Here is a 23,684-nt window from a genome sequence, read left to right as displayed (position 1 = left end):
TCACTCGACCGGGGACTCGCGCACAGGCATCCCCCATCGAGCGACCGCGCGGTCACTCTGGTCACTCTGGTCACGGGGCTGGTGGGACGGAGCGCCCACTCGACTTGGGTTTGGGGCGGAGCGTCGACCCGAGGTGAGCGAGGAAGGCTGCTCGTGACCGGGCACCTCGTCGTGCCGCCCACAACATCGCCAGCCTGGAGGCCAGCGACAGGTCCGTGCCCGAGGCTCGTTTCGCCAGAGCCCATCGCGTCTCCAGGGCTCGCCGGGCGACCTGGCTGGGCGCACGGTGATAGTGACGCAGGGCTGCGTCCATCGCGACCAGGAAGCGTGGGCTGACTCCGTCGAATCCGACCGCACCCAGCGAGGTGTCCAGACGCCGGACCGCGACCAGGGGCTCATCGACGTAGGTGAACCGGCAGCCGAGGGAGGCGAGCCGCACGAGAAGCTCGAAGTCCTCGTAGAAGAGGTGGTCGGCGTACTTCCCGGCTGCGACCAGGACCTCAGTCCTCAAGAAGATCGACGCGGCCGGGATCCAGTTGGCGTCGAGCAGGCACTCGAGGATGCGCTCTGAGCGGGCCGGCTCGTCCGGCCACGGGAACTCGACCTTGGACGACGCGTAGGTCGTGCGGCCTTCGCGGTCGATCACCTCGGCATCGCTGTAGGCCAGGTCAGCTCCACACATCGCGGCCAGGTGCTTCTCGATGCGGTCGGGAAGCATGAGGTCGTCTGCAGCGATGTAGGTGACGAACTCGGTCTCGACCATGGACAGCATCGCGTTGAGCGTCTTGGTGAGGCCGATGTTCTCGACTGCCGGACAGAACGTGGCAAAGCCTGGATGCTGCGAGAGATAGCCCGAGATCACCTCGACGGAGTCGTCGCGGGACGCATCGTCGGCGACCAGGACGCGGTCCGGTGGGACCGTCTGGGCCCGGATGCTGTCAAGGCACTCCCGAACGTAGGGCGCGTGGTTGTACCCGACGACGATGACCGTGACTGTCCCCGGCTCCATCCGTCCCTCCCTTCGTCGGCCTCCAGCAGTGAAGACGAACGACTGCTCCGGCGATGACGGGTGACGGCGATATCTCCCGGAGAGCGGTCAGCCGATCAGCTCCAGGAGTAGCTCGACCGCCCGGCGGGCCGCGCTGTTGCCGGCAGGGTCGCGAACCACCGCGACGATGTGCCGCACCGGTGTCGGTGCAGTCACGGGCAGGACCCGGACCTTCTTCGGGATCACGTGAGCGGCGAGCTGGGGCAGGACGGTGACGCCGACACCTGCCTGCACGAACGCGATGGCGGTGTAGTGGTCCTGGGCCTGGACGGCATACCTCGGTTGGAACCCGGCCGCCTCACAGGCCGCGGCGAGGATCCGGGCGACCGCGGTGTTGGGCAGGTCGTTGCGGATCCACGTGTCGCCGGCCAGCTGCGCGAGCCCCACGTCAGGCTCGCCGGCCAGCGGATGGTCCGCCGGGAGGATGGCCACGTAAGGATCAGCGGCGAGCGGGACGCGGCGGGAGCCCGGAGCGTCGTGGGCCCCGGGCAGGTCGACGGCGATGTCGATGTCGAGGGCGGCTCCGATGAACTCAGGCACCTCCGTGAGCACGAGCTCGAGCGTCAGGTCGGGCAGCTCGGCCGTGAGTCTGCGCGCCAGGCTCGGCATCCACTCGGCACCGGCAGAGGCGAAGTAGCCGATCGTGAGCCGACCCGAACGACCTTCGCGCAGGTCGGCGACGACACTGTCGAGCCGGCTCAGCTCGCCCATCAGCTCGTTGGTGCTCGCGAAGAGGGTCTGCGCCGCCGCGGTGGGGCTGAGCCCGCGGCCTTCACGCTCGAACAGCGTCAGCCCGGTCTCCTTCTGCAGCGTCGAGATCTGCTGGCTGATCGCCGAGGCGGTGTACCCGAGATTGTCCGCGGCGGCCTGGATCGACCCGCTGGCCATGACCGACCTGAAGACCCGGATCCGATGTGTGTCGAGCATGATCAAACACTACAGATATGCTTAACGATCATCAAGTAAACATCGCTTGTGCTGAATAGTTGAATGTCGGATCATAGAGACATGACGACGACTCGCTCCCTCTCCTTCAGCTCGCTCCGCGCCCTGGCCTCCTCGCGCCGGCACGACCTCGCCGGCAACTGGTCGAACCGCACCGACCGTGACCTCAGCCGGACCGCGACCGACCTGCTCGCGACGGCATACGACGACGGCGAGTGGGCCGACCACCTCATCAAGGCCACGGCAACGACCATCTCTGCCCCGGTCGACCTCCACGCCCGCCGCGCTCGCAGCTCCCGCGGCGCGACCCCGAAGACGCCTCGCCCGGCCGAGCGTCACGCACGCGCCAGCTGACACGCGGCCGTATGCCGTCAACCGCGCGGTAAGAGCGCCCGCGCGGTGAGACTGCCGCGCGGCCAGCCGACGCGGTACCGACCTCAGCTGTCGAGGTGACGGTCGGCGAGCTTGCGCAGGACGGGAACGGCTGCGGCCAGCGCCGCCCGCTCGTCCGCGGTGAGGTCGGCCAGCTCCGTGCTGAGCTGCGTAGCCGCTTCGTCTCGCAGCGTGTCGATCGTCTTGCGACCCACCGGCGACAGCACCAGCAGCAGGCAGCGCTGGTCATGTGGGTCCCGACGGCGCTCGACCCAGCCGGCCTCCTGCATGATCTCCACGAGTCGGGTCATGCTCGGCGCCGACATGTTCATCAGCTCCGCAAGGTCGCCCTGCCGCACGCCGTCGGGGTAGCGCGTCAAGGCGGCCAGCGCGGCCAGCCGGGTCGGCGTGATGCCGGAGCGGGTGGCGGGTGTGCGCAGGTGGTAGGCCAGGCGGCCGACCTCGGTGCGCAGGTCGCCGGCGAGCCGGTCTACCTCACGTGACGGCATACGGGGTGGTGTCACGACCGCACCTCCTCGGGTTCCGGAGCACCCGCCTCCGGCTGCGCGAAGTCCATGGACACCTCGTGCTGGTCCTCAGCATGCACGAACTTCTCGCCCATGAACCACGAGGCCACCGCCGCGACGAGACAGGCCACGACCGCGAACGCGAACGCGACGATGAGCCCGTCGTGGAAAGGGCCGGAGATGAGGGACGGGAAGAACGTCTGGCCCGTGAGGAACTGAGCGTCCGCGGGGTGCAGCTGAGCGAGCGTCTGGCTGCCGAGCAGCGACTGCACCGGGTTGTAGCCCAGCAGCGACGCGAACAGCACCGCGACCGGCGGCAGCGCCGCAACGGCGTGCGCCTGCTCGGTCGTCACTCCGTGCGCCGTGAGGCCGGCCTGCATCGTGTCAGGAAGAGAGCCCGCCAGGCCGACGATCATCAGGGAGAAGAAGATGCCGATCGACAGCACCATCGAGGCGTTCTGGAACGTCGTGCTCATGCCGCCGCCGACTCCGCGGCGGTTGGCAGGCAGAGCGTTCATGACTGCGGCGCGATTGGGTGAGGCGAACAGACCCATGCCGAAGCCGTTGACGAACAGCGCGGCCGCGAACATCCAGTAGCTGAAGTCCACCGAGAGGGCGGCGAACCAGAAGAAGCTCACCGCCGCGATCAGCATGCCGCCGGTGGCGAAGGGTCGGGCGCCGTACCGGTCGGAGAGCCAGCCCGACAGCGGCCCGGCGACCAGGAAGCCGACCGTCATCGGCAGCATGAAGATGCCCGCCCAGAGCGGGGTCGACTCGAACGAGTAGCCGTGCCGCGGCAGCCAGATGCCCTGCAGCCAGATGATCAGGATGAACATCAGCCCACCGCGACCGAGACCGGCCAGCAGGCTCGCGATGTTGCCGAACGTGAAGGCCCGGATGCGGAACAGGTCGAGGTGGAACATCGGGTGCTCGACCCGCGTCTCGATGACGCAGAAGACGGCGAGGAGGCCGACGCCGCCGATCATCGACGCGAGCACCCACGGGTTGGTCCAGCCCATCACGTGGTCGCCGTAGGGCTGGATGCCGTAGGTGATCGCGACCAGCACGCCGATCAGGCCCAGGGCGAAGGTGATGTTGCCCCACCAGTCCATGACATGGTGGCGGCGTGGGCTGAGGTCACGCAGCTTGAGGTAACCCCACAGTGTCCCGAAGAGGCTGAACGGCACCGAGACGAGGAACACGTAGCGCCAGTGCACGGGTGCGAGGACGCCGCCGATCACCAGGCCGAGGAAGGAACCGGCGATTCCGGAGACCATGTTGAGGCCGAGCGCGAGCCCGCGCTGGTCCGACGGGAACGCGTCCGTGATGATCGCCGAGGAGTTGGCCATGAGCAGCGCGCCGCCGACCCCTTGCAGGATGCGCATGACGATCAGCCAGACGACGCCCTGCGTCCCGGTCAGCCAGGTCACGGCCAGGGCCACCGAGAAGAAGGTGAAGATCGCGAAGCCGGCGTTGAACATCCTGACCCGGCCGTACATGTCGCCGAGGCGCCCGAAGGTGACGACCAGCACGGCGGTGACGACGAGATAGCCCATGATCAGCCAGAGCAGGTAGCTGGAGTTGCCCGGGGCGAGCGGGTTGATCTGCAGGCCGCGGAAGATGTCGGGCAGGGCGATCAGCAGGATCGACGAGTTGATCGTGGCGATCAGGACGCCGAGCGTCGTGGTGGACAGGGCGATCCACTTGTAGCTGGGACCGAGAGCTGTGCGGGTCGCTGGCGAGTTCATTAGTTCAAGGGTACTAACTAATTGGCTGCCGGCAACGGACGTCGCACCTGAGATGATCGGTTCCATCTCGGATGACCCGCCTCGGAGGCCTGCCATGGCTGACCACACCCTGATCCTGCTCCGTCACGCGAAGTCCGACTGGTCGGGCGGCGAGGCCGACGTCGACCGGCCTCTGGCGCCGCGCGGCCGGCGCCAGGCGCCCGAGGCTGGCGTCTGGCTCGCACACCATGTCGACCAGATCGACCTGGCCCTCGTCTCGCCGGCCAACCGCACCCGTAGCACGTGGGACCTGGTAGTGGCGGAGCTCAGCGCCCCGCCGGAGACGCTCGTGGACGAGAGGCTGTATGCCGCGTCGGACCGTGAGCTCCTCGCGGTAGTTCGTGAGCTGCCGGAGGACGCCGAGACGGTGGTCCTGGTCGGCCACAACCCCGGGCTCGAGGACCTGGCCTGGACCCTCACTGGCGAGCCGGTCGCGCTGCCTACGTCGGCCCTCGCGGTCATCACCCTGTCCCGGCCGTGGTCGGCGGCCGGTCAGGATGTGGCAGTGCTGCAGACCTCCGGCAGGCCGCCAGTGCCTCCCGGTCGAGGTATGACGTCATGAGATCGCCGTGAGATGGCCCGAGCTATCACGCTCCACCGGAATACCTCGAACGGCCTGACTCACCGCGCCGGGGGGATCTGGCCGGTGAGCACGACGTCTTCGGCGATGTCGCTGATCTTGCGGTTGGTGTCGTTGCTGTGAGTGCGGAGCAGGTCGAAGGCGCGGTCGCTGGTCAGCTGGCGTGAGGACATCAGCACACCGACGGCCATCCCGATCGAACGGCTGGTGGTGAGCGCCGTCTGCAGCTGCCCGACCTTCTGCTCCGCCTCGACGAGAGCCTGGCTGCGGTCCTGAGCGAGCTCGTAGTGGGTGCGCAGTCGAGCGAGAAGCTCGATCGGGTCGAACGGCTTGCCGACGTAGTCGTTGGCTCCCGCCGAGAGCCCGCCGGCCACCTCTTTCGGCCCGGAACGTGCGGTCAGCAGGACCACGGGGACCGAGGCCCAGTCGGGAGTCGCTCGCATGGTCGTGACCAGGTCGAGCCCGCTGGGCCCGGGCAGCATGACGTCGCACAGGACGAGGTCGGGGACCCGTTCGGTCTGCAGCGCGCTCGGCGCATCGGGGACGGCGACCACACTCCACCCGTCTTCGGTGAGCAGGCGCGTCACGTACCCGCGCAGATCCACGTTGTCCTCGACGAGGAGCAGAGTCGGCTGGCCGTCGTGCGCCGGGGCCTCCCCTGTGCCGGACGGCAGCTCCAGCGCGTCCGACAGCTCGGGCAACAGACCGCTCGCGGGTCGGTCGAGCTCCACCCGTGCGGCGGCGCGACTCATCGCGGGGGCAGGGAGGTGAACGGTGAACTCGCTTCCCTGCCCGGGGGTGCTGTCGAGGGTGACTCGGCCCCCTTGGGCCTCGACGAGGTCCTTGACGAGCGCCAGCCCTATGCCGGTGCCCGCGGTGCCGCGAGCGGGTCGGCGCGCGACCTGGTGGAACCGTTGAAAGACGCGCTCGGCGTCATGCTCGGCGATCCCGGGGCCGGTGTCCCGGACGGCAAGCACGACGCCGTCCTCGGTCTGATCCAGGCTGACTCGGATGCTCCCGGAGTCGGTGAACTTGTAGGCGTTCGAGAGCAGGTTTCCGACGATCTTGACCCACGCTTCCGGGTCGATCATCCGGGTGGACGGGTCCTCGCCGTCAGTCGTCCCGAAGTCGGCGTCCAGGGCCAGGCCGGCCGACTCGATCGCGCTGCGGAACATGCCCACCACGTTGCCCGTGAGCTCGGCAACATCGGTCGGCTCGCGGTGCGGGACCAGCCGGCCTGCCTCTGCCTGGGCGAAGCTCAGAAGCGTGTCGACCAGACGGTTGAGCCGCTCGGTCGATCGCTGTATGGCGTTGACATGCTGGGCCTGCGACTCGGACAGACCCGAAGCCTGCAGCTCGTCCACGGCCGACAGGGCGACCGTCAACGGGGTCCGGAACTCGTGGCTGACGTTGGCGAAGAACTCGGTCTTGGTCTTGTCCAGCTCGGCCAGGGCTGCCGTCCGCGCGCGCTCGTCGGCCGCGGCGCGAACGTCGACGAAGAGCGCAGACAGCTGCCGGGTGACCAGCGTGGCGTAGGTCGAGAAGCGTTCGTCGACTCGACGGTACGGGTTGATCCCCAGGACGACCACCCCTTCCAGGGGACGACCCACGGCACCCAGGGGCACGACCAGTGCGCTGCTCGGGGAAAGGGGACCGAGCGGGCCCGGCGCAGCGCCGATCTCATCCGGGTCGTAGCTGACCTGCATCCGCACCCGAGAGGCCGCTACCTTGACCAGCGGGTGCTCGCGCGCGTCCGCGCCGATTGCATCGGGCAGCTGTGGAGACTCGCCCGATAGCCCGTACTGCGCGGCCCGCACCAGACCTCCCGCCTCAGATGGCAGGTAGATCGCCGCGAACGGCACGGCTTGACGGTTCTTGGCCAGCACCCGCGTGACGGCCTCGGCGATGGCGTCCCTTGACGTGTAGTCCGCGCTCGAGAGCACGGCCAGGTCGCGCACGATCCCGAGCCGCCGCGCCTCGACCACGGGGAGGGTGACGTCGGTCGTCGCGACGAAGACGCCCAGCACACCGCCCTGTGCCGAGCTGATCGGGCTGTACGAGAACGTCCAGTAGGTTTCCTCGAGGTACCCGTGTCTGTCGATGAACAACAGCAGGTCCTGCTCGAACGTGGCCTCGCCGGATGCGCGCACGTGTGCGGCCATGGGCCCGACGTCATCCCACACCTCCGCCCAGCACACCGTGGCGGGCTGACCCATCGCACCGGGATGCTTCGAACCCAGCAGCGAGCGGTACGCCTCGTTGTAGATCTGGACCAGGTCGTCGCCCCACCAAAGGAGCATCGGAACCTTCGACGGCATCACCGTGCGGATCGCGGCGGCGAGCTCCGGAGACCAGCCGGCGGGATCGCCCAAAGGCGTCTCAGCCCAGGGTGTCCTTCTCGCCAGGACGGCTGTCTCGTCCTCCCCGGGAAACAGCCAGCCCAGCTCTGGCCCCTTCTCGGGGGCCGATGCCTGGCTCATCGTCCATGCCTCCGGTTCGCTCCGCACCACCACTCGCCGGCCCCGTCCCGCTCCAGGAAGACTCCCACACGCCGACCTTCACCAGCCGACCTGCACCACTGGGCAGCTCGCCTCAGCACCGCAGCCACCTCCATGGCGTTCGCGTTCCGATCTGTACCAGCCCCTGATATGATCTCAGGCATTGAATACAGGTTTTGTAAGGTTGAAACGATCGTTTGTCAAGCCCTGGAGCAGCCGATTGGACCGCGACACTTCAAGCCCCTCGAAGCACCCGCTCTACGCCATCTCAGTGGCAGCCGAGCTCGCTGGTCTGCCCGTTCCGACCCTGCGGCTGTATGAGCAGCACGGGCTGGTGACGCCGGCGCGGACCGATGGTGGGACCCGCCGCTACAGCGATGCCGACGTGGCGCGCATCAGGCGGATCTCCGAGCTGGTGGACAGCGGCGTCACGCTGGCCGCTGTCGCGATGGTGCTCGACCTTCAGGACGACAACGCCGACCTCACAGTGCGAAACCGCGATCTGCGGTCCCGCAACACCTCGCTCAGCCAGGACAACGATCGCCTTCGCAGCGAGCCGGCCGACTGAGGGTCCGACGCAGGGCGGTCTGTGGTGCCAAGAGCACAGCAGAGCGTCCACTTGGCATCACACAAGGCCCGCGGTGTCCTCAGCGGAGCTGGCGGCGCCACCCCACCAGCACCACGACCAGCACAGCGGCGAGCGGGAACAACGGCGGCTCCGCGACGCACAGGCCCAGCAGAGCGAGCGCCCCCGCCCACCAGAGCAGCAAGCCGAGCCATCGGGCGGAAATCGCTCTGCGCACCGCATCCCTGGCGTCACCCGTGGCGACGGACCTCTCGAATGGCGTCGACTCCATGCCTCTCAGTTACCCAATCGGCGAGGTCACACGTCCTCCATGCCGGCGGTCAGGCGAACCGCCTGGCTCACCACGTCGATGAGGCGACCCGTGCGTGCGGCCCGGCGACGCTGGAGGTCGGCCCCAGTTCCGGCCTCGAGCAGACGCTTCACCCCAGCCCGCACTACGCAGCTGTCGCCGGCGGCATCGACGTGCGGCCAGATGTAGGTGATCAGCTCGTCGACGACGGCCGCCGCCGGGGCGGGCCGGCAGGTCGCCGGGTCGATGAGCTGACCCGAGAGACCTTCTCGGCTCGCCTGCCACGTCGCGAGCTTGAGCAGGGCGGTCGGCACGTCGGGGAACGGCTCACCCCGGCGCCAGCCGGCCGCCGCAGCCTCGACCAGTCCGCGGCATACAGCGGCGACGAGCACGGTGTCGGCTCGACGAAGACACACGTCGGGGCATCTGATCTCGACCGTGGGGTAGCGGTGCGAGAGCCGGGCGTCGAAGGACACCATCGCCTCGTCGAGGATGACACCTGTGTCTTTCATCCGCCGCACGAGCCGGTGATAGGCCTCGGCCGTGCCGAATGGTTCGGTCTGGCCCCACGCGGGCCATCGCCCCTGCATCTGGGTGCGGTAGCTCGCGAAGCCGCTGTCCTGACCGCCGGTGAACGGCGAGTTCGACGACAACGCCAGCACAACCGGCAGCCACGGCCTCAGCCGGTCGATGACGGCCACGCCTTCGTGGTCGGACTCGACCGATACGTGCACGTGAAGGCCACAGGTCATGGTTTCGCGCGTCACGACCTGGTATCGCTCCTGGATCCACCGGTAGCGTTCTGAGTCGGCCAGGACCGCTGTTGCCGGGAGCGGAGAGGCGGCCAGCGCGGCCACGGCGGCGCCGGTCTGACGCGCGGCCGAGAACGCCTCGGTGCGCCAGTGGTCGACCTCGGCGTCGAGGTCGCGCAGGTCGGTGACCGGGGCGGTGTGGATCTCGACGACCTGCTGGTGGAACTCGCCCTCGATCGCGCCCCGCACGCCGACGTCGGGGAGGCTGTCGACCCGCGCCCGTTGCAGCAGCTGGCCCGACACCGACCGAGGCCGCCCGGTGTGGGGATCGACGAGGAGCAGCTCTTCCTCGACGCCGACGCTCCTCATGAGTCAGCCACGGCCCGCTCCATGGACGTCACTCCTCTTCGGACTCCTCTTCCTTCGCCTTCGCGGCGAGCTCCTCGGCGATCTCGTCCTTGGACTTCGACCCGCGGCCGTCGATGTCGGCGTTGGCCGCCTGGGTGCGACGCTCGGCCAGCGTGATGTCCTCCGGGGTGTCGCCGATGTGCTCGGCCCGGCTGGCAAGGAACGCCTCGGCCAGCTCGTCGCGCCGGGTGTCGTCGAGGCCCTGGCTCATCGCCGGCAGCACCGTGGACTCCTCCTCCTCGACGTGGTGGGACACGGCGTGGACGAGCTCATCGAGGACCGAGTCGAAGTCGTCCGACTCGGGGTCAGCTGACTCGAGCCGCTTGAGCAGCTCGTCGGCCTCGGCGTGCTCGGTCTGGGAGTGCGCCACCGTGTCTGCCGCTCCGGCCTCGTCGCGGGCCACCGGGTAGACGGCAGCCTCCTCGGCGCGGCTGTGCGCCGTGAGCAGGGTGACCAGGACAGGCACGTTCTGGGCTCGGGATGCCGGGTCGCGCAGCAGGTCGAAGAGTCGCTCCACCTCGCGGTGGTCGTTCTTGATGAGGTCGACGACATCGGGCACGGCATTCTCCTTGCGGTTGAGGTTGTCCGCTCACCTACCCCCTGGGGCGTTCGTGGAAACCCACGCCCAGCACCGCGAGGTATGCCGTCCCACCAGCCGGACTGGCGCGCTCAGTCCCCTTGGTCGCTGACGGCATACGGGTGGCGAAGGTGGGCGGTGCTGCTGACCACCACGGGCCGGTCGGGACCACCGAGGTCGCGCACCAGCGTTGCTGGGACGACCCGGTTGCCACGCTGCCAGTGCCGGACGAGCGAGGCAACGACCCACGGGCCCTGCTTGCTGTCGGCGTTGTACCCGAGCTCGGACCCGCGAAGATGCTGTCCGTACTGCAGGTGGGTGACCTGCATCGGGGTTTGCGGGGCGTCCAGGGGCCCTGCTGCTGTGTGGATCTCGCAGAGCTTGCCGACCTGGTCGTGAGTCGACTCGTCCACGACTTCGCGACCCACGAAGGCGCTCGCGAAGCAGGCGCCCGGGAGCGGGTCTCGGGTCGCGCCGGGGCCGGGCGCGCGTGCGTCGTCCGGCGCCCGTTGCGCCGCTTCTCTGTCGTCGCCGCCGCCCTTGGCTCCGGGGATCCGGGACACGACGTACTTCCTGAGCCACACCTCGAGCCCGAAGGCCTCACCCAGGATCCTGGCGGCATACTGGTCCACTTCGACGGCCGAGTCGATCCGGGTGACGCGCTCGATCGGTACCACGAGCGGCTGGGGATCGGGGTCGGGGTGCAGGCGGCGCCAGATGGCGTACAGCCAGTCGCCGATTCGCCCGGGCAGCCGCTGTGCCAACGACGCCGGTCCGATGGCGATGCCAGTGACGAAGAGCCCGGCGCCCGTGTCGAGCATCTCGACGTCATCGACGTTGCCGAGCAGCTCGTCGTCGGGTCCGACGATCTGGTGGTCGAGCAGGCGCAGCATCACGTCCAGGCGTACCGAGTTCGGCCGGGAGGTGGCCTCACGGGTCGGCTGCGCCCGCTGGGTCCGAGCGGGATAGGGCTGCGCTGGATGCGTCATCGGGGCCTCACTGTCCGGCTCGGGTGATGATCATCAGCGGGATCGCGGCGACTGCTGCGACGATGACCACGACCAGGTAGATGGAGCCGAAGATGTTGGCCAGCCGCCCGTTCGCATGCCGGCCCATGTAGGTGCGGTCGTTCGCGACGACGAGGATCGGGAAGTACGTCAACGGCAGCGCGATGGCCGAGAAGACCACCGAGTACTCGGTGAGCATGATCGGATCGACCGTCGTGAGGAGCACGCCGACCGCGGCGATAGCGGACAACAGCAGGACCACGTGGAATCGGGCTGCCTTGAGCGGCTCGACAAACTTGCCCCACTGCCAGCCGAAATACTGCGCGATGCTGTAGCCGACGGAAAGCCCTGTCTCGCAGGCTGCCCCGAAGGTGGCAGCGAAGAAACCGATGAGTGCCAAGGCGATTCCCAGCTGACCGAGAGCCATGCCGATCGGCATCCCGATCTGGCCCAGCGTGTCGACCTGAACCCCTTGCGGCAGATAGACAACGGCCGCGCACGCCGCGATCGCCAGGGAGATCGTCCCGCCGAGCGGGAACCCGACGAACACGTTGGACCGCATCGTGCCGAGGTCGCGGCTGGTCCACCGCTCCTCGACACCCCCGGAGGAGAAGAAGAACACCTCGTACGGGGTCATCGCCGCGCCGAACAAGGCCACGGCGTAGTACCAGTACGTCGTGTGGCTCTCGTCGTGCGGGACGATCGGCCCGGACGCCTGGCGCCACAGGTCGGACCAGTCCGGGCCGAGCTGCCACAGCGCGACCGCGAACACGACCAGGGCGAGCCCGCCGAGACCGAACGCGTTCTCCAGGACAGAGAACTTGGCCCGCCACAGCACGATCCACACGACAGTCCCGACGATCGGGATCCACAGGTACCGGTTGACATCGGTCGCCAGCTGCAGTGCCAGGGCGACGCCGCCGATCTCGGCCGCGAAGGTCAGTAGAGTCACCGCCATCGATGCGAGCAGGTTGGCCAGTCCCATTCGGGGCCCGAGGCGTTCGCGCACCAGGTCGAAGGTCGCCCGGCCGCTCACCGCAGCAACACGGCCACTCATCTCCGCGAAGACGCAGATGCCGATGATGCCGACCACGACGACCCACGCCAGCGACATCCCGAATCGCGAGCCGACCAGGCCGTTGGTGACAAGGTCGCCGATGTCGACGAACCCGCCGATGGCCGTGAGGATCCCGAGGCTCAGCGCGAAGAGCTTCTTCACGACAGGGCCTGCGACTTCTTCTCGAGCTGGTCGGCCAGCTTGCCCAGGTCCTTGACGCTCTGCCGCATACCCCGCTCGTCATGCTCGCGCACCGCGATCCGAGCCGTGGAAAGCGCGTCTGCCGCGTCGGTGAGCAGCTGGCCCACATCATCCCGCAGCTTGCCATCAGCCGCCGTGGGTGGGTCGACGTTGCCGAAGCTGTCCTCGATCGGGCCCATCGCGTCCTCGGACTCGGTCACGACGTTGTCGACGTAGGGCTGGGTCAGCTTGTCGTCGAGCTTGGCCTGCACGGCCAGGTATGCCGTCCTGGTCTGGCTCTGCGCGGAGTCCAGCGCCTGGATCGCGTTGTGCGTGAACGCACCCGAGTCGAAGGCCGGGGCCACGCAACCTGCGACGCACACGGAGCCGAGGAGCCCAGCGGCGAGGAGTGATCGACCGCTTCGCCCGGACCGGCGAGGCAGGCCCGACGGCGAGTACTCGCCCTCAGACAGCGGGCTCACGACCTGCTCCGCAGCAGCACGGCCGCCAGGACGGCAAGCAGCACCAGGAAGATCAACCAACCGAACCCGAGGGCGAACCCCTCCGTCATGACGCTCCTCTCGATGTTCCCCGGGGGTTACATACCCGCGCAGAGCCGGACCCGGGCCACCCAGAGCCGGATCCAGGACCTGCCGCACCCAGCCATCGCCGATAGGATCGCTGGATTGCTGAGGCGGTCAGGCAACGGCGGCTCGAGGCATGTGCGTCCCGTAGGTGAGCCGATGGGAGAACACGGAAGCCAGTTCAGGGTCCTGAGCTTTGACGATCAGACCAGTGCGGTGTGGGCGCGTGCCCGCGAGGCGGCCAGAGCGCGGGCGACCGAATGCGGGGTCCGGCTGAACGCGCTGCTCGAGGAGGGCGCCACCAGCAGCGACGAGGATGTGGCGCTCGCGCATGATCGCGCCCGGAGAGCTCTCGCACGGGCCGTCGAGGCCCGGACGCGTCTGTCTCGCATCCTCCAGCGGCGCCACGAGCGGGAGTCGCTGCGCCGGCTGGGGGTCCCTGAGCGCCGGCAGTCATCCGTGCTGCCCTCGCTCCTCGAACCAGGCTCCGACCTCCGCGGCACGAGCGCCGAAGTACGGCACGCCCTGGACTCTGGCGCCCTGTCCGCGGGAGGACTCTGGCAGGAGTTCATCGCGTGCGGGGGCAGTGCTTCGCTCATGGAGTTCGACGCCTACCTTCACGGGGCGTGGTCGATGTCGGTCCCCGATCTTCGGGTGCTCGAGCACGTGTGGTGGGAGCGCGAGCACCTCACCTGAATGCCGGGTCGGCGCCGTTCGCGAGCCTAACGGCCGATGCGGGTTACCACCCTCGCCCGTGGGGGTAGGGGACCTTCGACTCGTCGTGCTGGTCGCACGACCGCGCTTGGAAACCAAGCGTTCCCAGCCTGATTCCGAGGAGGAGTCCGTATGCCGCTTCGTGCCCTTGCGCTCAACTGCACCCTGAGCCCGTCGCCCGCCGAGTCGAGCACCGAGCTGCTCGCCCAGCAGGTCCTCGACGCGCTCGCCTCACATGACGTGGCCGGTTCGATGGTCCGCGTCGTCGACCACGACATCCGTCCCGGCGTCGAGATGGACATGGGCGACGGCGACGAGTGGCCGCTCATCCGCGAACAGCTCATCGCCAGCGACATCGTCGTCGTCGCCACCCCGACCTGGCTCGGGCAGCAGAGCAGCGTGTGCCAACGCGTGCTGGAACGGCTTGACGCAGAGCTGTCGGAGAAGGACGACGAGGGACGGCTGCGCACCTACGGCAAGGTGGCGGTCGGGGTCGTGGTCGGCAACGAGGATGGCGCGCACCACATCAGCGGTGTGCTGTTCCAGGCCCTGAACGACGTCGGATTCACCATCCCGGCCGGTGGCGTCACCTACTGGAACGGCGAGGCGATGCACGGCACCGACTACAAGGACCTCGACGAGGCACCCGAGGCCGTCACGGGCGTGACGTCGAGCCTGGCGGTCAACGCGGCACATCTGGCCGGGCTGCTCAACGGGTCCCCGTACCCTCCGGCTTGAGCGAGTCGAGCGGAGCTGCCGACCAGGTCCGTGGTGATCCGATCAGGAGGCAGCCACCTCCGGCAGGACGTGCTCCCCGTAGAACCGGATCATGTCCTGGTAGTGCGGGCCCATGTTGGCCACATAGACCTCGTCGAAGCCGGCCGCGGCATACGGCTCCAAACCGTCCCTGTGCTCGGCGGCGTCGCTGCCGGCGACAACGGACTCCCCCGTCGCCTCCCGCGTCACCAGCTGGGACGCCTGCTCGAAGTGCTTCGGGTTGGGCAGCACCTGGGCCAGCTCTCCCGGAACCCCGGCGTTCGCCCACAGACGGTGGGCGTGGTCCACGCCCTCCTCGCGCGTAGCCGCGAAGGCGACCTTGACCCCACCGACGCACTTCGCCGAGCTCGTTGCACCCGACCGGAACTCGCGGACGGAGTCACCGTCTGGCTGGGTGGTCACGAAGCCGTCGCCGATCCGCGTGGCAACATCGAGCGCCTTCGGGCCGAAGGCCGACACGTACACCTCCGGCGGCTCGTCCGGCAGCGTGTACAAGCGCGCAGTGTCGACGGTGTAGTGCGTGCCGCGGTGCGAGACAACCTCGCCGCTCCAGAGCCGCCGCATCACCTCGACGGCCTCCTCGAGCATCTCCAGGCGCACCTCCTCCTCCGGCCACGCGTCACCGAGGATGTGCTCGTTCAGGGCCTCACCGGTGCCGACACCCAGCACGAACCTCCCATCCAGCAGTACCGACGCGGTCGCCGCTGCTTGTGCGACGACAGCCGGGTGGATCCGCACGGTCGGACACGTGACCGCCGTCATGAGCGGCAGCGAGCACACCTGCGAGATCGCGCCGATGACCGACCACACGAACGGGCTCTGTCCCTGGGCGTCGTTCCACGGGTGGTAGTGGTCGCTGATCCACAGCCCGGTGAACCCCGCCTCCTCGGCGAGGCGGGCCTGCTCGACCAGCTGGGACGGCGTGTACTCCTCACAGGACAGGAAGTATCCGACCTTCACAGAGATTCTCCTTCTATGGCGGCTGCTGACGCGTCTCCCATACCCAACACAGACCTCTGCACGCGGTCACTGCTAGCCTCCGCCCCCAGCGTCGTCTCCCAGGAGCCGTCCGAGCGCTTTCGCGCGATGCCCCGTTCGCGGAACGCCTCCAGCCAGCTCTCCATGGGCCACCACCCCCAGCGCTGCGCGAACCTGTTGGCGTTGCTGACAATGTCGGGCGCGTGCTCGACGGGCGGGCGGCTGGTCGGGTGATGCTGGTGGAAGGCGACCGCGCCGCCGACCCAGAGCATGCGCCCGCCGGCGCGCCCCAGCCGCTGCCCGAAGTCGGTGTCCTCACCCCCGTAGCCGAGGTAGCCATCGTCGAATCCGCCTGTGGCGGACCACGTCCTCGACGTCAAAGCGAAGGACAGCGACCAGAACAGGCGCAGGTCTTCGGCCGGGCGCACCTCGTCAGCCGCGAGTATGGGGCGAGCGGGATGGGCGGAGCCCACGGCATCGAGGTCGAGCTCGCGGTAGTCACGACCTGCGGGTGGCGGTGGCAGATAGAGCACCTCCCCCGCCAGCACGCATGGCGCGGCCCGAGACTCGTCGGTGTCGGGTCGGGCGGGAGCCGAAAGCGCGTCGCGGCCGGCGGCCCGCTCGTCCAGCACCGCGGCATACCTTCTGACCAACGTCGGAGATGGGATGCAGTCCACGTCGAGCAGCACGAGGTACTCGGCTCCAGCATCGAGGGCACGGGCAACGCCGAGGTTGCGCGCGGCAGCCAAGGGCAGGCGCCCGTCCCTGCGGGTGATGCTCGGCACGTGGGTCTCGGGTGCGCAGGGGTCGGCCGCGACGATGCCAGGGACGTCGCTGTCGTCCATCGCGACGACGACGTGCACATCAGGGGCTCGGTGCTGCCGGCGCAGTCCCCACAGCTGGCGCCGCAGGTGCATGTGCCGGCCGTGGACGATGGTCACGACCGCGATTCGACGCTGGCTCACGGTGCTCCGACGGGCCGCCCGAGGGCTGGCGACGGCGAGCGCATCTGTCCGATCGGGCGCGCCTGGTCGGGCATGAGCTGGGTGGCCAGGCCGTCGAGCAGCCGGGCGGCGGCGCCGGCGCCGTTACCGGAGGACCAGCGGTCCCAACCCTTCCCGCCCCGCGACACGGCGCGCTCGAGGATGCCGGGCCAGGCGGTTGCGTCGGCAGGCCACGACCGCAGGCCGACGGCGAGCCCGAGACGGTCGACGGCATCAGCGGTGGCCACCTGCTCGTCGAACGGCCGGGGCTGGGCGACAACGACCGCCGGCCGGCGTGCGGCGGCGACGTCGGCGACCGCGTTCTGGCCGCCGTGGGTCACGACGACATCGGCAGAGCAGAGGTCGGCCCACAGATCGGGCGAGGGTGACTCGGGACTGCGTTCGAGCCATTCCCACTCCGGCGCGGCGACCCGAGCAGCAAACACCTCGGCGGCTGGGACGCCACGTCCTCCGGCACCCCACAGCAGCAACACCCGGCGTCGCCGCTGCCCCGGCTCCCCCGGGGCGCTCGTCGCCGCGGCATGTGCTGTGACGGTCGTCGGGTCATGTCCGTCGAAGCGTGAGATGCCCCCGACGGCCCACAGCTTCGCCCGCCACACAGCCGGCCAACCCTTGGTGTGTGCCCCCGGTGGCCACGGTGCGAGCAGCGCATCGGCCAGGTCGTAGGCGGTCCTGTGGGCACGGTCGGCCCGGGTGCCAGGCAGGGCGACGACGACGACCGGTATGCCGCTGAGGCGGGAGAGCAGCGCCACCTCGACCGACACGTCGACGACCATGAGCGCGGGGCGGGTGCGGTCGAGCCACGACGTCAGCTGCGCCGCTCGTCGGCCCAGGCCGGCGTCGTGGCGCGGCACCCAGTGCAGGACGTGCGCGGTCGGGTCGATCCGCTCGAGGCCCGGCCGAGCGCCGTGGTCGCCACTGGTTCCGTCCGTTTGCCGGACCGCCTCGTCGTCGCGGGCCAGCTGGAGCCAGGGCCCGGGCCAGCCTGCGGAATGCATCGAGCTGATCCCTGTGACCGGGGAGCGAAGGCGCCCCGCGACGGAACCGAACCGGGTGCGGTGACCGATGCCGTGATGGTGCACGTAGTACCCGATCATGCTGCCCCCTGCATCCACGAGAGCGACCGGTAGAGGTCGAGATAGTCCTCCACCATGCGATCCACGGAGCACGTCGCCACGGCGTGGGCGCGACACGTCGCGCGGTCCAGGCGCTCGGCAGAGTCGATGGCCAGGACGGCACTCGCAGGATCGGCGTCCGGAGCGAGCAGCACGCCCACGGACGAGGTGACGAACTCTCGCAGGCCGCCTCGATCGAGTGCGACCACCGGGGTCCCGCAGGCCAGCGACTCCGCCGCAACCAGGCCGTAGGGCTCGTCCCACTCTGGGGTCACGAGGGTGACCGCGCTGGTGCCGAAGAGCTCGACAAGGCTGTCGGTGTCGAGGTGCCCTACGTACTCGACACCTCCACCGAGCCGGGTCGCCACCGTGGTCTCGAAGTATGCTCGGTCGCCGATCGGTCCGGCCAAGCGCAACCGGCGTCCCGAGGCCCGTGCCATCGCGACGGCCCGGTGCGGGGCCTTCTCCGGGACGATGCGACCGACCCAGGCAAGGTCCGGGCCTCCCGGCCCCGGCAGCCAGCGGTCGACGTCGACTCCGTTGGGCACGACCCGGGCACCGGCGACATGCGACCAGGAGCCCGCAGTGTGCGAGCTGACCGCCACGAAATGACTGTGCCGCAGGCGGTTCGGCATCCGTGAGTCGATCTGGATCGCCGGTTCGAGCCACGGTGTCGGCGGGGTGTGCAGCGTCGTCAGCATGGGCGCCGGCACGGACCCCGACATCGCGACGGGAAGGTGGTGAAGGCTGTTGTTGTGGACGACGTCGACATCATCGCGTCGCTGCAGAGCGAGCATCACCTGCAGGTAGGCATGGTGCTCGCGCAGCCAGGCCTCGGGCACCATGGCCACGTCGCGCCGCGCCGCCGCGCTGAGGCCGAGGGGGTCCACGTCGAGCTGAGTGGCACCCAGCCGAGGGTCGCTCCCGGGCGCGGCGAAGAGACAGACCTCGACATCACGCTGACGCAGCCCGCGCACGAGGTGCCAGGTCAGCGACTCGAGACCGCCGGCGAACGGTTCGGCGATCGGGTGGCTCGCCGCGGCCAGGATCACGATGCGCATGCGACACCCCGCACGGCGACGTCGGCCAGGGCGGCGGTATACACCTGCTGGTGGACGAGGGCGATCTCCCGCCGCTCGCGTCTGCGGTCCTCCGGATTCGCTCGCCAATTCTGCCCGACACGGTGGGCCGTGAGGAGGGCGGCGGCCAACGACGGCGTCTGCGTCGCGGGCCCGGTTGGGTCGCTGCTGTCGGCTGACGGGACCCCGTACACCAGGCACGGACGCTGGTCGGCGTAGTAGCCGCAGTCCGGCGCCACCACCGTCGTGCCGAGATCATGGCAGGCCTCGAGCCAGCCCGAGTGCGTGCCGAAGCGGTAGGGCAGCACCGACACGTCGAGCGACTCGAGATAGTCCCAGAGCTCCTCGTCGGAGAAGTAGTCGTGAACGCGCAGGTCGAGCAGTCCGGCTCGTTCGAGCTCACGCAGCCGCGGCTCCAGGTCGGGGGCGTGGCGCTGGTGTCCCGGGGTCATGACGTCGGTGTGGGCGTCGACGCGCAGCCGAGCCCCGGCAAGCCGCGGCAGCGCCCGGACGATCTCCTCGATGACCGGCAGGGGGTCCATCCCGGCCCGGAGGCTCTTCGCGTGCACGCCGATGACGAAGCCGTCGTGCCGCCGGCGAGGCCGCGACAGCCGTGGCTCCTCGACGACGTGTGGGTGGGGCACGACGCGGGCTTCACGGCCCCAGCGCTCAGCGATCTCCCGAGCCGCCCCGGAGGTCAGCGTGAGCACGGCATCGGCGCTCTCGACAAGGACGTCGAGCTGCGCATCGTGCAGCCCGCGTTCGCGATGGTGCGGGTTGCGAAGGTCGTGGACCGTCACGATCAGGGGCCGCCGGTGCCGCCTGAGGTCGGCGACGACGTCGGCGAGACTCTCCGGGGTCACCGCGTCGAAGCCGAAGTGGATGTGCATGAGGTCGAACTCGCCGGCGTGGGCGTCGACCCAACCAGGCTCCAGCATCCGGGGCGGCCACCACTGAGCGTCGGGGACATCCGCCCGAGGCTTCGGGTCAGAGAGCCGCCTTGCCAGGGCCGCACCCTCGGGCGGGTCGAGATGCCTGACGTACACATGCCCGGATGGGACGGAAGCGATAACGGGGATCAAGGACAACCTTTCGGCCTCTGGCGCCCTCACGTACGAGGCGGCGCGCGAAGCCACGTGGTTGAAGCCTCAGGGCCTGTTCGTACCCAGACACGACCCGGCATCCGCACATTCGGCGGACCACTACCTCAGGAGCCGCCCGACGAGGCCGGGCGTCACCGCTCCTCGCATGACTGCTCGCGAGAGGTGGTGACGCCCGGTCGTCCAGCGGCCGGAGGCGAGCTTGGGTGCTACTGCGTGTCGCGCCTCACGTTGTCGGTCGACTGAGCCGCACTGTCTCGGACGTCCTGAGCCGCCTGCTTACCCTCCTCCTTGACGTTCTCGGCGGCAGACTGCGCCTGCTGCTTGACCGACTCGGCGGCCTCCCGGGCCGGCTCCTTCAGGTGGTCGGCGGACTCCTGGGCCACCTGCTTCGCCGTCGAGCGCGCCTCATCGATCACCGGCGTCGCGTTGTCCTTCACGGTCTCGGCGATCTCGCGCTCCTTCTGCGTGGCCGGCACGAGGGCACCGACGACCCACCCGGCGGCCAGCGCCACCAGGCCCGCCGCAAGGGGTGAGCCCGTCGCTTGGCGGCGCACCGCGTATGCCGCCTCTTGGGCTTTGTCTCCCACGCCTGAGGCCACGTCAGAGGCAATGTCAGAGGCATGGTCCGTGGCGGAGCCGGCCACGTCGGAGGCGCTGCCCATGATCCGCTCCTTGAGGCCGACGGCCCGGTCACGGACGCGGTCCGCCCCACGGCGCGCGATGTGTCCTGGGGTCACGGCTTCTCCGAGCGCGTTGACGTCGCGGCTCAGCTCCGACCGAGTCCGCTCGATGTCGAGCCGGATGGCGTCCGGGTCGTCGTCGCGGTAGTAGCCGGGCCGGCCGGGATCGATGTTCTCGCTCTCCGGGAAGGGCTCGGGGTATCCCCGCCCAACACTGGAAACGCCGGTCGACTCGGGCGTGGTCGCGCCCGCCTCGGTGAAGCGCGGGTCCGGATGGCTGGTGGTCATGCCCTCTCCTCATTTCCCTTGAGCGCGTCCGGGATCCGCTTTCCGGTCTCCACGGTCCGCCTCATTCCCTGAATGCTTCGGATGGTGCTGCGGCCCAGCGCGGCAAGGACCGCCGCGATGATGGCCCAGACGGCCATGACGATGACCGCGGCCCAGCCGCGGTTGTCGATGCCGGCCGAGAGCCACTCCCAGACCGCAATCGACAGGAAGAGCAAGGTCATCCAGCCGGCAGTGGCTGCGCCACCGAACAGGCCGGCTCCCTTCCCGGCCTGTTGGGCGGCCTGCTTGGCCTCGGCCTTGGCGAGCGCGACCTCCTGGCGCAGCAAGGTCGACAGCTCCTCGCTGATGTCGGACACGAGCTCGCCGATCGACGAGGTGTCGGCCCTGACCCGGGCCGACGGACCACCCAAGGCCTCGTCGTAAGGCGACGAGGTCGTCATCGCACGGCCTTCCAGTCGGCTCCGGCAATATCCGGCCCAGTCGGCGGCATTCCGTCCGCCGTCGTGCGGCTCGGGGCGGTCGGGCTGGTCATGCCCGTCGTGCCGGTCGTCGGGTCCGGCGTGCCATTGGCGGACAGTGCGCTCGAGGTGCCCGCAGCTGGGGCAGTCGCCTGGTTGGCTGTGCTCCCCGGCGTGGGTCGCGTCTGGCCGCTCTGCGAGGAGCCGCCGGCAAGACCTCTGGTCAGCCTGCCGCCGATGATGCCGAGCACCGCGGCACCCGCGAGGAAGGTTCCCGGGCGCCGGCGGGCGAAGTCACGCACCTCGTCCAGCATCTGTTCGGGCTCTCGCGAGTCGAACCATCGTGCCGCGCTGGCAGCCCGGTCGGCGGCCTGTCGCACGAGGTCGTTGGCGATGCCGTCCGACGGCGACGAGGTGGCCATCTGGTCCAGCTCCGAGCCGAGCGAGTGCAGGCCTTGTGCGGCCCGGCGGCTCTGGTCGGACGCCTGCGTGCGGGCCTCGACACGCAGCTGGTCCAGTAGCTGCATCAGCTGTGTCTTCGCCTCTCGCGCAACGTCCTTCGCCTCGTACGTGGCGGTCTGTGCGACGTCGCGGCCGCGCTCCTTCGCGTCCTCTGCGACCGACGCGGCTTCCTCCGTCACAGCATCCTTCATGGGTCGTTCCGTCATAGGTCCACTCCCAAAGAGATTTCCAGCCGCGCCGTCACGCCCATTTCTCGAGCAAACCTGGCGGGCTGTGTCGGTCGTACCCATTCGCGGCGATTTCCGCCGTCCAACGGCTCTCGAAGATCGTCATGGGTCGTGAGCCGACGCACCGGCATACCCTGATGCGTGGCTCGGCCTCAGCCAAGGTCAGATCGTCGGCGCGGGCCGTCACGCCAGCGGTGTTCACCTATCCCGGCAGCGACACGGAGAAGTCGATCGGCTTGCACGAGCCGTTGTTCGACTTCTCGGCCGAGCAGGCGGTCAGCCCGACGACGAGGTCTGCCTCGGACCGCAGCGTCAGGCGGTCACCGACGCGGGAGGTGGGAGGGTCGATGTGCAAGGTGCCGTCCCGTTCGGTCCACACGTTCATGAAGACGTTGAGCGTGGTGGAGATGGTGTCCGGTGCCACCCCGTAGGCCGCCATCGATGTCGCGAGGTTCTCGTAGCAGCTCGGGTGGTACGCACCGTCAAGCTGTGGATAGAGGATGTCGAACGTCTCCTGGCTGCATGGGGTCAGCAGGATGTCGTGGTGTCCGCACGTGTCCTGCTCGACGACGGCCATCCTGCGGCTGCGGTTGCTATAGAGGACCGTGCCGGTCGTGACCGCGACCGAGTTCGCGTAGTCGATCGTCCGCCCCGAGGAGAACCATTCGTCGAGCCGGTCGGCCATCACGCAGAAGAAGTCGCTGACCTGCTCTCCCACGGGGTCCACCACGGTCAGCCACGCCCCGGCGGGCAGGAGGAAGGCGACGCCGGTCTGAGGTGACAGCCGCTCGAATCCGTATGCCGGAGAGGGCCATTCGCTGTCCGACTCACTCTGCTCGCGCTTGGCGCCTGGGCTCGTCACGCTGTCGGTCATCGGTCAGTGTCTTCCTCGTGTACGTCGAGCGGTGGAACCCAGCGCGCATCGTGGAAGCGACCTGAGTACTGCCTGGCCTCGCTCGACTCGCCGTGGTCGGCCACCATCGGGTTGACCGAGCCCTGGAGCTGCTCGTCCCGTGCCCGGATCCGGGTGCGCATGCCGTCGAACCTGCCCTCGTCCCTGAGGCGCTCGAACTGCTCATGCGGGTTGAAGACGAGTGTGGGCAGCGGCGCCCGGCGTGCGAGGCGCGAGGCCGCCGGGTGCAGTCCGACGATGAAGTACGCAGTGCCCCGGACGCTGAAGGCGAAGTGCGGGTCGGCCGGATCGGACCGGACCCCGGGCGCCCACGGTGCGCTGTCGGCGTCGTGCAGGTGCTGAAGCAGCTCGAACAAGGATCGCTCGAAGCCCGCCTCATCCGTGTGCACAGGGCCGCGGAACGAGGCGATGAACGAGTGGAACCCGTCGGCGTCGAAGCCGCCCTCGGCGAACGCCTCGAGGTGTCCGAGCAACACCTCTGGCGTGCCCGGCGCGTCCATGTCGTCGAGCACGACGTGCGTGACCCGGTCACGCCGGAACACCGACTTTGCCCCCAGACAGGGGTATGCCGGATCGGCGACCATCTCTTCGAGCGCGCCCAGTCCTCCGCGGTCGGACGGATCGCCGTGGGCGGCTGGAACGGCCAGGGACATGCCACCTCCTCGATTGCCCTTCCGACAGACCTTGTG

At 69.3% G+C, this 23,684-nt stretch carries 26 protein-coding genes; 5 read left to right on the top strand and 21 right to left on the bottom strand.

The features are described from left to right. Window positions 1-70: 70 nt before the first annotated feature. The gene (locus ACWEOW_RS17550; RefSeq protein ID WP_452270514.1) at window positions 71-1,009 is read right to left on the bottom strand and encodes a glycosyltransferase family 2 protein; all 939 of its coding nucleotides are present in this window, start codon (window positions 1,007-1,009) and stop codon (window positions 71-73) included. 87 nt (window positions 1,010-1,096) lie between these two features. Beyond that, on the bottom strand, window positions 1,097-1,975 hold the full coding sequence (locus ACWEOW_RS17545) for a LysR family transcriptional regulator (protein ID WP_452270513.1): 879 nt from the start codon (window positions 1,973-1,975) through the stop codon (window positions 1,097-1,099). A gap of 81 nt (window positions 1,976-2,056) precedes the next feature. On the opposite strand from ACWEOW_RS17545, the gene ACWEOW_RS17540 reads away from it, so the two are divergent. Beyond that, on the top strand, window positions 2,057-2,347 hold the full coding sequence (locus ACWEOW_RS17540; RefSeq protein ID WP_452270512.1) for a hypothetical protein: 291 nt from the start codon (window positions 2,057-2,059) through the stop codon (window positions 2,345-2,347). An 83-nt stretch (window positions 2,348-2,430) separates the two neighbouring features. Here the strand turns inward: ACWEOW_RS17540 and ACWEOW_RS17535 are convergent, their stop codons facing one another. Together ACWEOW_RS17535 and ACWEOW_RS17530 are read right to left on the bottom strand one after the other, a co-directional pair. Beyond that, the gene (locus ACWEOW_RS17535) at window positions 2,431-2,889 is read right to left on the bottom strand and encodes a MarR family winged helix-turn-helix transcriptional regulator (protein WP_452270511.1); all 459 of its coding nucleotides are present in this window, start codon (window positions 2,887-2,889) and stop codon (window positions 2,431-2,433) included. Beyond that, on the bottom strand, window positions 2,886-4,640 hold the full coding sequence (locus ACWEOW_RS17530; protein ID WP_452270510.1) for an MFS transporter: 1,755 nt from the start codon (window positions 4,638-4,640) through the stop codon (window positions 2,886-2,888). Before ACWEOW_RS17530 ends, ACWEOW_RS17535 begins: the two co-directional genes overlap by 4 nt. 94 nt (window positions 4,641-4,734) lie before the next feature. Here ACWEOW_RS17530 and ACWEOW_RS17525 point away from each other — a divergent pair, with 94 nt between their 5' ends. After that, the gene (locus tag ACWEOW_RS17525; RefSeq protein ID WP_452270509.1) at window positions 4,735-5,241 is read left to right on the top strand and encodes a SixA phosphatase family protein; all 507 of its coding nucleotides are present in this window, start codon (window positions 4,735-4,737) and stop codon (window positions 5,239-5,241) included. 59 nt (window positions 5,242-5,300) lie between these two features. Here the strand turns inward: ACWEOW_RS17525 and ACWEOW_RS17520 are convergent, their stop codons facing one another. Continuing rightward, window positions 5,301-7,739: an ATP-binding protein gene (locus ACWEOW_RS17520; protein WP_452270508.1), complete on the bottom strand. Its 2,439-nt coding sequence runs from the start codon at window positions 7,737-7,739 to the stop codon at window positions 5,301-5,303. Between the two features lie 289 nt (window positions 7,740-8,028). Between ACWEOW_RS17520 and ACWEOW_RS17515 the strand changes: the two genes are divergently transcribed. Then, complete coding sequence (locus tag ACWEOW_RS17515) at window positions 8,029-8,325, top strand: MerR family transcriptional regulator (protein WP_452270507.1); 297 nt, start codon at window positions 8,029-8,031, stop codon at window positions 8,323-8,325. Window positions 8,326-8,404: 79 nt separating this feature from the next. Here the strand turns inward: ACWEOW_RS17515 and ACWEOW_RS17510 are convergent, their stop codons facing one another. From ACWEOW_RS17510 to ACWEOW_RS17485, 6 genes are all read right to left on the bottom strand, one after another. After that, the gene (locus ACWEOW_RS17510) at window positions 8,405-8,614 is read right to left on the bottom strand and encodes a hypothetical protein (RefSeq protein ID WP_452270506.1); all 210 of its coding nucleotides are present in this window, start codon (window positions 8,612-8,614) and stop codon (window positions 8,405-8,407) included. 26 nt (window positions 8,615-8,640) lie between these two features. After that, window positions 8,641-9,753 (bottom strand): carboxylate-amine ligase, encoded by a 1,113-nt coding sequence (locus tag ACWEOW_RS17505; protein WP_452270505.1) that lies wholly within the window; start codon window positions 9,751-9,753, stop codon window positions 8,641-8,643. A gap of 28 nt (window positions 9,754-9,781) precedes the next feature. Next, on the bottom strand, window positions 9,782-10,351 hold the full coding sequence (locus ACWEOW_RS17500) for a hemerythrin domain-containing protein (protein ID WP_452270504.1): 570 nt from the start codon (window positions 10,349-10,351) through the stop codon (window positions 9,782-9,784). 110 nt (window positions 10,352-10,461) lie between these two features. Further along, window positions 10,462-11,358 (bottom strand): PRC-barrel domain-containing protein, encoded by an 897-nt coding sequence (locus ACWEOW_RS17495; RefSeq protein ID WP_452270503.1) that lies wholly within the window; start codon window positions 11,356-11,358, stop codon window positions 10,462-10,464. 7 nt (window positions 11,359-11,365) lie between these two features. After that, window positions 11,366-12,595 carry an NRAMP family divalent metal transporter gene (locus tag ACWEOW_RS17490; protein WP_452270502.1) on the bottom strand — a complete coding sequence of 410 codons (1,230 nt, stop codon included), beginning with the start codon at window positions 12,593-12,595 and terminating at the stop codon, window positions 11,366-11,368. Then, entirely contained in the window at window positions 12,592-13,095 is a 504-nt protein-coding gene (locus ACWEOW_RS17485; RefSeq protein WP_452270501.1) for a hypothetical protein, read from the bottom strand. The genes ACWEOW_RS17490 and ACWEOW_RS17485 overlap by 4 nt, the downstream gene beginning before the upstream one ends. Window positions 13,096-13,356: 261 nt before the next feature. Between ACWEOW_RS17485 and ACWEOW_RS17480 the strand changes: the two genes are divergently transcribed. Both ACWEOW_RS17480 and ACWEOW_RS17475 read left to right on the top strand, forming a co-directional pair. Then, window positions 13,357-13,893 carry a hypothetical protein gene (locus ACWEOW_RS17480; protein WP_452270500.1) on the top strand — a complete coding sequence of 179 codons (537 nt, stop codon included), beginning with the start codon at window positions 13,357-13,359 and terminating at the stop codon, window positions 13,891-13,893. Window positions 13,894-14,043: 150 nt separating this feature from the next. Next, window positions 14,044-14,649 (top strand): flavodoxin family protein, encoded by a 606-nt coding sequence (locus ACWEOW_RS17475; protein WP_452270499.1) that lies wholly within the window; start codon window positions 14,044-14,046, stop codon window positions 14,647-14,649. A gap of 42 nt (window positions 14,650-14,691) precedes the next feature. On the opposite strand, the gene ACWEOW_RS17470 is transcribed toward ACWEOW_RS17475, so the two are convergent. The 10 genes from ACWEOW_RS17470 to gntA all read right to left on the bottom strand — a co-directional run bounded on the left by ACWEOW_RS17470 (window position 14,692) and on the right by gntA (window position 23,648). Next, complete coding sequence (locus ACWEOW_RS17470) at window positions 14,692-15,648, bottom strand: TIGR03557 family F420-dependent LLM class oxidoreductase (RefSeq protein ID WP_452270498.1); 957 nt, start codon at window positions 15,646-15,648, stop codon at window positions 14,692-14,694. Next, window positions 15,645-16,631 (bottom strand): glycosyltransferase family 2 protein, encoded by a 987-nt coding sequence (locus ACWEOW_RS17465; RefSeq protein ID WP_452270497.1) that lies wholly within the window; start codon window positions 16,629-16,631, stop codon window positions 15,645-15,647. Before ACWEOW_RS17465 ends, ACWEOW_RS17470 begins: the two co-directional genes overlap by 4 nt. Beyond that, entirely contained in the window at window positions 16,628-17,767 is a 1,140-nt protein-coding gene (locus ACWEOW_RS17460; RefSeq protein WP_452270496.1) for a glycosyltransferase, read from the bottom strand. The genes ACWEOW_RS17465 and ACWEOW_RS17460 overlap by 4 nt, the downstream gene beginning before the upstream one ends. Continuing rightward, window positions 17,764-18,846 carry a glycosyltransferase gene (locus ACWEOW_RS17455; RefSeq protein WP_452270495.1) on the bottom strand — a complete coding sequence of 361 codons (1,083 nt, stop codon included), beginning with the start codon at window positions 18,844-18,846 and terminating at the stop codon, window positions 17,764-17,766. The genes ACWEOW_RS17460 and ACWEOW_RS17455 overlap by 4 nt, the downstream gene beginning before the upstream one ends. Further along, a complete protein-coding gene (locus ACWEOW_RS17450) occupies window positions 18,834-19,802 on the bottom strand; it encodes a glycosyltransferase family 1 protein (RefSeq protein ID WP_452270494.1) in 969 nt (322 codons plus the stop codon). Before ACWEOW_RS17450 ends, ACWEOW_RS17455 begins: the two co-directional genes overlap by 13 nt. A 371-nt stretch (window positions 19,803-20,173) precedes the next feature. After that, the gene (locus ACWEOW_RS17445) at window positions 20,174-20,935 is read right to left on the bottom strand and encodes a DUF3618 domain-containing protein (RefSeq protein WP_452270493.1); all 762 of its coding nucleotides are present in this window, start codon (window positions 20,933-20,935) and stop codon (window positions 20,174-20,176) included. Further along, a complete protein-coding gene (locus ACWEOW_RS17440; protein WP_452270492.1) occupies window positions 20,932-21,375 on the bottom strand; it encodes a phage holin family protein in 444 nt (147 codons plus the stop codon). The genes ACWEOW_RS17445 and ACWEOW_RS17440 overlap by 4 nt, the downstream gene beginning before the upstream one ends. Then, window positions 21,372-22,046 carry a hypothetical protein gene (locus tag ACWEOW_RS17435; RefSeq protein ID WP_452270491.1) on the bottom strand — a complete coding sequence of 225 codons (675 nt, stop codon included), beginning with the start codon at window positions 22,044-22,046 and terminating at the stop codon, window positions 21,372-21,374. The genes ACWEOW_RS17440 and ACWEOW_RS17435 overlap by 4 nt, the downstream gene beginning before the upstream one ends. 238 nt (window positions 22,047-22,284) lie before the next feature. Beyond that, the gene (locus tag ACWEOW_RS17430) at window positions 22,285-22,956 is read right to left on the bottom strand and encodes a DUF1989 domain-containing protein (RefSeq protein ID WP_452270490.1); all 672 of its coding nucleotides are present in this window, start codon (window positions 22,954-22,956) and stop codon (window positions 22,285-22,287) included. Next, on the bottom strand, window positions 22,953-23,648 hold the full coding sequence (gntA, locus tag ACWEOW_RS17425; RefSeq protein WP_452270489.1) for a guanitoxin biosynthesis heme-dependent pre-guanitoxin N-hydroxylase GntA: 696 nt from the start codon (window positions 23,646-23,648) through the stop codon (window positions 22,953-22,955). The genes ACWEOW_RS17430 and gntA overlap by 4 nt, the downstream gene beginning before the upstream one ends. Window positions 23,649-23,684 lie beyond the last annotated feature (36 nt).

The organism is Monashia sp. NPDC004114, from assembly GCF_053603855.1.
Note: the sequence above shows the minus strand (reverse complement) of the source record. Positions and strands in the feature narration are given on the sequence as shown.